The sequence below is a fragment of the Inquilinus sp. genome (assembly GCF_057815775.1).
The window spans coordinates 1-6032 of the sequence record NZ_JBYRFX010001148.1 but is presented as its reverse complement, the minus strand read 5'-3'; the positions used below and the strand labels follow the sequence as shown (position 1 = coordinate 6032).

7 protein-coding genes are annotated in these 6032 nt (G+C 67.6%); 4 read left to right on the top strand and 3 right to left on the bottom strand.

The features are described from left to right. The 4 genes from AC3XYG_RS40670 to AC3XYG_RS40655 all read left to right on the top strand — a co-directional run. Positions 1-295: tyrosine-type recombinase/integrase (locus tag AC3XYG_RS40670; protein ID WP_489145615.1), on the top strand; the 295-nt coding region annotated here is incomplete at its 5' end. A 299-nt stretch (positions 296-594) separates the two neighbouring features. Then, positions 595-1263 carry a response regulator gene (locus AC3XYG_RS40665; protein WP_489145614.1) on the top strand — a complete coding sequence of 223 codons (669 nt, stop codon included), beginning with the start codon at positions 595-597 and terminating at the stop codon, positions 1261-1263. 4 nt (positions 1264-1267) lie between these two features. Then, positions 1268-2647, top strand: a complete 1380-nt coding sequence (locus AC3XYG_RS40660; protein WP_489145613.1) for a sensor histidine kinase — start codon at positions 1268-1270, stop codon at positions 2645-2647. 17 nt (positions 2648-2664) lie between these two features. Next, a complete protein-coding gene (locus AC3XYG_RS40655) occupies positions 2665-3294 on the top strand; it encodes a cysteine peptidase family C39 domain-containing protein (protein WP_489145612.1) in 630 nt (209 codons plus the stop codon). Between the two features lie 28 nt (positions 3295-3322). Here AC3XYG_RS40655 and AC3XYG_RS40650 read toward each other — a convergent pair whose 3' ends face one another. The 3 genes from AC3XYG_RS40650 to AC3XYG_RS40640 all read right to left on the bottom strand — a co-directional run. Then, the gene (locus tag AC3XYG_RS40650; RefSeq protein WP_489145611.1) at positions 3323-4189 is read right to left on the bottom strand and encodes an ABC transporter permease; all 867 of its coding nucleotides are present in this window, start codon (positions 4187-4189) and stop codon (positions 3323-3325) included. A gap of 22 nt (positions 4190-4211) precedes the next feature. Beyond that, entirely contained in the window at positions 4212-5066 is an 855-nt protein-coding gene (locus tag AC3XYG_RS40645; protein ID WP_489145610.1) for an ABC transporter ATP-binding protein, read from the bottom strand. Between the two features lie 117 nt (positions 5067-5183). Then, on the bottom strand, positions 5184-6032 hold an 849-nt coding region (locus AC3XYG_RS40640), incomplete at its 5' end, for an ABC transporter substrate-binding protein (protein WP_489145609.1).

The window sequence follows — 6032 nt, the reverse complement described above, 5'->3', positions numbered from 1 at the left end:
GGCTTTCCCGTCCGAGCGAGGCGCCCCCCTGCTGCACACGAACATTTTGCGGCAAGCATGGGCTCCGATTCTGAAGGCGGCCGAACTGTCCGGCGAGGGCTATGGCTTCCACAGTCTCCGCCACGCCGCAGCGTCCCTCTTCATCGGCATGGGATGGAACGTCAAGCGCCTCGCGACGGTCATGGGCCATTCCTCGGTTCAAATTACGTTCGACGTGTACGGTCATCTCTTGGATGAGGACGAAGGCGGCGTCGCCGCGATGGCCGCACTTGAATCCAACCTGATGGGAGCCTGACATGCAGACCATCGACCGACTCATGAGAGTCGTGCTCTGGTTTATCGGCTTCATGATGTTGTATGGGGCGATATTTCACTGAGGAATTACGTGCGACACGGCTGCGACATATCGGCGAAAATTGGCTGTTTCCCTGGATGGTTAGCCTACTCTGACTCCGCCAGCCTAGGTTCGAATCCTAGTCCCCCAGCCAAATCCCAAGCCGGTCATCGACCGAAGCCCCGCCGCAAGCGGGGCTTTTGCTTTTCCGGCCCATGGCAATGCTTGACCCGGGACAGCGATAATGGCCGTTTAGCGCGATGCGATTGCTCCTGGTCGAAGACAATGCCGAGCTCGCCGACTGGCTGGCGCGGCTGCTGCGGCGCGACAACTACACCGTCGACTGCGTCGGCGATGGTGAGGACGCGGATCATGTCCTCAGCGTGCAGGATTACGACCTCGTCATCCTCGACCTGACCCTGCCCAAGCTGGACGGTCTGCAGGTGCTGCGCCGGCTGCGCCGCCGCGGCAGTCGGACGCCGGTGATCATCCTGACCGCCAATGCCAGCCTGGACGGCCGCGTCACCGGACTGGACGAAGGCGCCGACGACTATCTGGCCAAGCCGTTCGAGATCGCCGAGCTGGAGGCCCGGATCCGGGTCCAATTGCGCCGGGCGCATGACCGGACCAGCCCGGTGATCACCTGCGGCGACCTCTCGCTCGACACCAACCTCCGCCAGTTCCGCCTCGGCGAGCGCACCCTGCTGCTGACGCCGCGCGAACATGCGGTGCTGGAGCAGCTGCTGCTGAAATCTGGCCAGACCGTCAGCAAGACCAAGCTGTCCGAAAGCGTGTTCGGCTTCGACGATGATGCCGACCCGACCGCGATCGAGATCTATGTCCACCGCGTGCGCAAGAAGCTCGAGGGTGGCCAGGTCCGCATCGTGACGTTGCGGGGCCTGGGCTATCTTCTCCGGCACGAGGACTGACCCCATGCGGGTCAAGAGCCTTCGCCTCGCGCTGCTGCTCTGGCTGATCGTGCCGCTGGCGGCGGTGGTCGCGATCAATGTCTGGACCACCTACCGCAGCGCCCGGGCGACCGCCGACTTAGTGACCGGCCGGATGCTGCTGGCCTCGGCCCGGGCGATCGCGGAGCAGACCCAGGTCGACCATGGGGTGATCGAGGCGCTGGTGCCGCCGGCGGCGCTGGAGATGTTCGACACCGGCAACCAGGACCGCGTCTACTACCGGGTCCAGACCGTCGACGGCCAATTGCTGACCGGCTATCCCGACCTGCCGATTCCCACAACGACCGCCAGCGACCTCGATCCCGCCTCGACCGAATCCGGCTATCGCGACGAGGCCTTGCACCTGGTGGCGATCGATCATCCGGTGATCGGCGCCGGGGACGACAACCCGATCCTGGTGGTGGTCGGCGTCACCCTGCACAGCCATGACCGGCTGATGCGCCATCTGTGGCTGCGGGCGCTGGGGCAGCAGAGCCTGCTGCTGCTGGCCGCCGGCATCCTGGCCCTGGTCGGGCTGGCACGCGGCCTGGCCCCCCTGCTCCGCCTGCGCAACGCCGTGTCGCGCCGGCGCCCGGACGAACTGGCGCCACTGTCCCTCGATTCGGTACAGACCGAGCTGCGGCCGCTGGTCGGCGCGCTGAACCATTTGATGGAGCGGGTCGAGCGGCAGGTGGCGGCGCAGCGTCGCTTCGTCGCCAACGCCGCGCACCAGCTGCGCACGCCGCTGACCCTGCTGAACACCCAGGCGAGCTATGCCCTGCGCGAGCCGGAGGGTCCCGCCCGGACGGAGGCGCTGACCGCCCTGCAGCGCAGCGCTGGCCAGCTGGCGCATCTGGCCAGCCAGCTGCTGACCCTGTCGCGTGCGGCCCCCGGCAGCCGGCGGCCGCGTCATGACCGTATCGACCTGCACGACTTGGCGCGCCAGGCACTGGAGCCACTGGCCGGGCTGGCGGTCGAGCGCGACATCGATCTGGGCCTCGACGGCGATCCCGGCATCACCGTGCGCGGCGACGAGACCATGCTGCGCGAGGCCGTGGTCAACCTGGTCGAGAACGCACTGCGCTACGTCCCGACCGGCGGCGTGGTAACGGTCGGCGTCACGGCCGAGGTAAACACCGCGCTGCTGCAGGTCGAGGACAACGGGCCCGGCATCCCGATGGCCGAGCGGGCGCAGGTGTTCGAGCGTTTCTACAGAATTCTCGGCACCGAGGGCGCCGGCAGCGGCCTGGGGCTTGCGATCGTCAAGGAAATCGTGGAGACCGCAGGCGGCACGGTGAGCTTGCGCGATCCCGCGACCGGCCGCGGCCTGGTCGCGGAGATCCGTCTGCCGGCGGCAAAAGACTGAAGGGTGTGGGACAGCGGATGGACGATATCGCACAGCAGGGGACGGCCAAGCCCGTGCCCTATTTCTCGCAGTGGGAATCGCCCGACCGCGCCGAGGACATCCTGGCCGGCCGGCTGCCGCTGGCCGAGGATCCGAACTGGGCGAAATCCGGCGCACGGGATGCCGCGGAATATGCGCGCTGGGCCGACCATATCTGCGGCATGGCCTGCCTGAAGATGGTGCTGGCCGCGCGCACCGGCCAGGCGCCGCCGCTGCTGGAGCTGGCCCGCGGCGCCACCGCCCATGGCGGCTATGTCGTCGAGGGCGAGGCGATCAAGGGCCTGATCTACGCCCCCTTCGTCGCCTTCGTGCGGGCGGAGTTCGGCCTGTCCGCCCAGATCGTCACCGGCATCACCGCCCGCGGCATTCCCGGCATCCTGCGCGGGGCGCCGTTCTTCATCGCCTCGGTCCATCCGTCGATCCGGCGGCCGGATAGCGAAGCGCCCGCCAAAGGCGGGCACCTGGTCCTGGTTCATGGGCACGTCGACGGCCAGCTGGTGTTCCACAATCCGTCCGGCCATGACCGTGCGTCCCGCGAGGCCGTGGCCCTGCCCGTCGAGACCTTCGATCGCTTCTTCGCCGGCCGGGGCATCGCCATCCTCCCGTAAGGGGAGGCAGCGATGCCCGGCCCAGGGCTCAGGCGTGCTCGTTGAACGGCGCCGGGCGCCACTTCACCAGCCGGTTCTCGACGATGGTGATGAGGTATTCGACCCCCAGCGCCAACACCGCCAGGATGATCATCGCGGCGAATACGCCATTGGCGTTGAAGGCGCCCTGCGCGGTCGCGATCAGCAGGCCGACGCCGTGCCGCGCCCCCAGGAATTCGCCGACCACGGCGCCGACCAGGGCGAAGCCGAAGCTGACATGCAGGCTGGCCAGGATCCAGCTCATCGCCGAGGGAATCACCACCGAGCGGGTGATCTGGAACGAAGAGGCGCCGAGGATCTGGGCGTTGGCGATCATCGCCCGGTCGGCCTCGCGCACGCCCTGGAAGGCATTGGCGAAGACGACGAAGAACACCATCACCACCGCCAGCGCCACCTTCGACGGCATGCCGAGGCCCAGCGCGATGATGAAGATCGACCCCAGCACCACGCGCGGCACAGAATTGGCGATCTTGATGTAGATGCTGAACACGTCGGCCAGCAGCTTGTTGCGGCCGAGCAGGATGCCGCAGGCGACGCCGCCGGCCACGCCGATGGCGAAGCCCATCAGCGTCTCCTCCAGCGTCACCACGATCTCCTGCCACAGCGGGCCCTGCGACGTGCCTTCGGTGATCCAGATCCAGATCTGGTCGGCGATGCCTGACGGCATGGCGAAGAAGAACGGGTCGACCCAGCCGGCCCGGGTGGAAATCTCCCACCCGCCCAGCACGACGACCAGGATGGCGATGCGCAGCGTGATGACGAGCAGGCGGCGACGGCGCATCCGGGCCTGGATGCCGGCTTCGATCTCGGCGGCGGTCGGGACGGCGGTGCCGCCATGAGTCGCGGTGATGGTCATGGTCATGTCTCCTCCCTCCGTCCTAGTGGGTCTGGCCCATGGCGCGCTGCTGGCCGATCTGCACTTCCTCGCGCAGATCGTCCCAGATGACGCGGGCGATCTCGATGAACTCCGGCTCGTAGCGGATCTCGCTCATCACCCGCGGCCGCGGCAGGTCGATGTCGTAAACCGCCTTCACCGTGGCCGGGCCCGCAGTCAGCACATAGACCTTGTCGGCCAGGGCCACCGCCTCTTCCAGGTCGTGGGTGACGAAGATCACCGAGGCGCCGGAGCCGGACCACAGCGCCAGCAGCTCGTCCTGCATCAGCGTGCGGGTCTGAATGTCGAGCGCGCTGAACGGCTCGTCCATCAGCAGGATCTTCGGCTCGTTGATGAAGGTCTGGGCCAGCGCCACGCGCTTGCGCATACCGCCCGACAGCTGGTGCGGGTAATGGCCTTCGAACTTGGACAGGCCGACCCGGGCGATCCAGTCGCGCGCCCGCTCATAGGCGATCTTCTTCTTCTCGCCACGGAAGCGCGGCCCGGCGGCAACATTGTCGAGCACGCTGCGCCAGGGGAACAGCGCATCGGCCTGGAACACGAAGCCGATGCTGGGGTCGATCCCGGTGATCGGCGCGCCCATCAGCCGGACCTCGCCGGCGCTGGGCCGGGCCAGGCCGGTGACCAGGTTGAGCGTGGTCGACTTGCCGCAGCCGGTCGGGCCGACGACGCAGGCGAATTCACCCTGCCCGACGGTCATGTTGAAATCGCGCAGCGCGGTCAGCATGCGGCCATCGGGGGTGATGAAACGGCGGCTGACATTGATCAGCTCGATCGCGGGCGCCATGCCCGGGACAGGGGCCGGGCCGGAGGATATGGGTGATACGGACAGGGACATGGCGGCAACCTCCGCACGGCACGATTCATCGCGCGACCGGGTCACGCGGATGGAACGGCGGGTTCTGGGACAGCGGCCGGGCGGACCGTCGAGACGGTCACGCCCGGCCGGGATCGATTACTGCGCGGAGCCGAGGGTCTTGGCCGCCGCGTCGACGAATTCCGTCGTGTAGGTCTTGGACAGGTCGATTTCCTTGCCCTGGACGTTCTTGCTGAATGCCTGCAGCACCTTCAGCACCGTCTGCGGGCCGCCATCCGGCATGCGGCCGTCCGGCGTGAACATCGCCTTGCCCTCGGCCAGGCCGCGGACATAGGTGTCCTTATCGCCGACGTAGTAGTCCTTCGGCATCAGGGCCGCGATTTCCTCCGCGCTGTGGCTGGAGATGTAGCGCAGCGTCTTGACGAAGGCATTGGCCAGCTTCTGGGCCTCTTCCTTATGCGTCTCGGCCCAGCTGGACTGGACGTAGAAGGATGCGGCCGGGTATGGGCCGCCCAGCGCCGCCACGGTCTTTTCCGGCGTCCGCATGTCGACCAGGATCTTGGCATCGCTGGTCTTCAGCAGCTGCCCGATCGTCGGCTCGGTGGTCATGCCGGCGGCGATCTGCTCCTGCTTGATCGCGGCGATGAAGGTGTTGCCGGCACCGACCGGCAGCAGCGTGTAGTCGCCAGCCTTCAGCCCGCCGCGGACGGCGAGGTACTGGGTCAGGAAGTCGGTGGAGGAACCGAGGCCGGTGACACCCAGCGTCTGGCCCTTGAAGTCGGCCGGCGACTTCACCTGGTCCGCCACCTTGGACGCCACCATCTCGACCTCACCCGGGGCCTGGCTGAACTGGACGATGGTCTGGATGTACTTGCCCTTGGCCTGCAGGTCGACGGTGTGGTCGTAGAACCCGACCACGCCCTGCACGGCGCCGGCGATCAGCTCGTTCTCGGCCTCGACGCCGGCGCGGCTGTTCAGCAGCTCGAC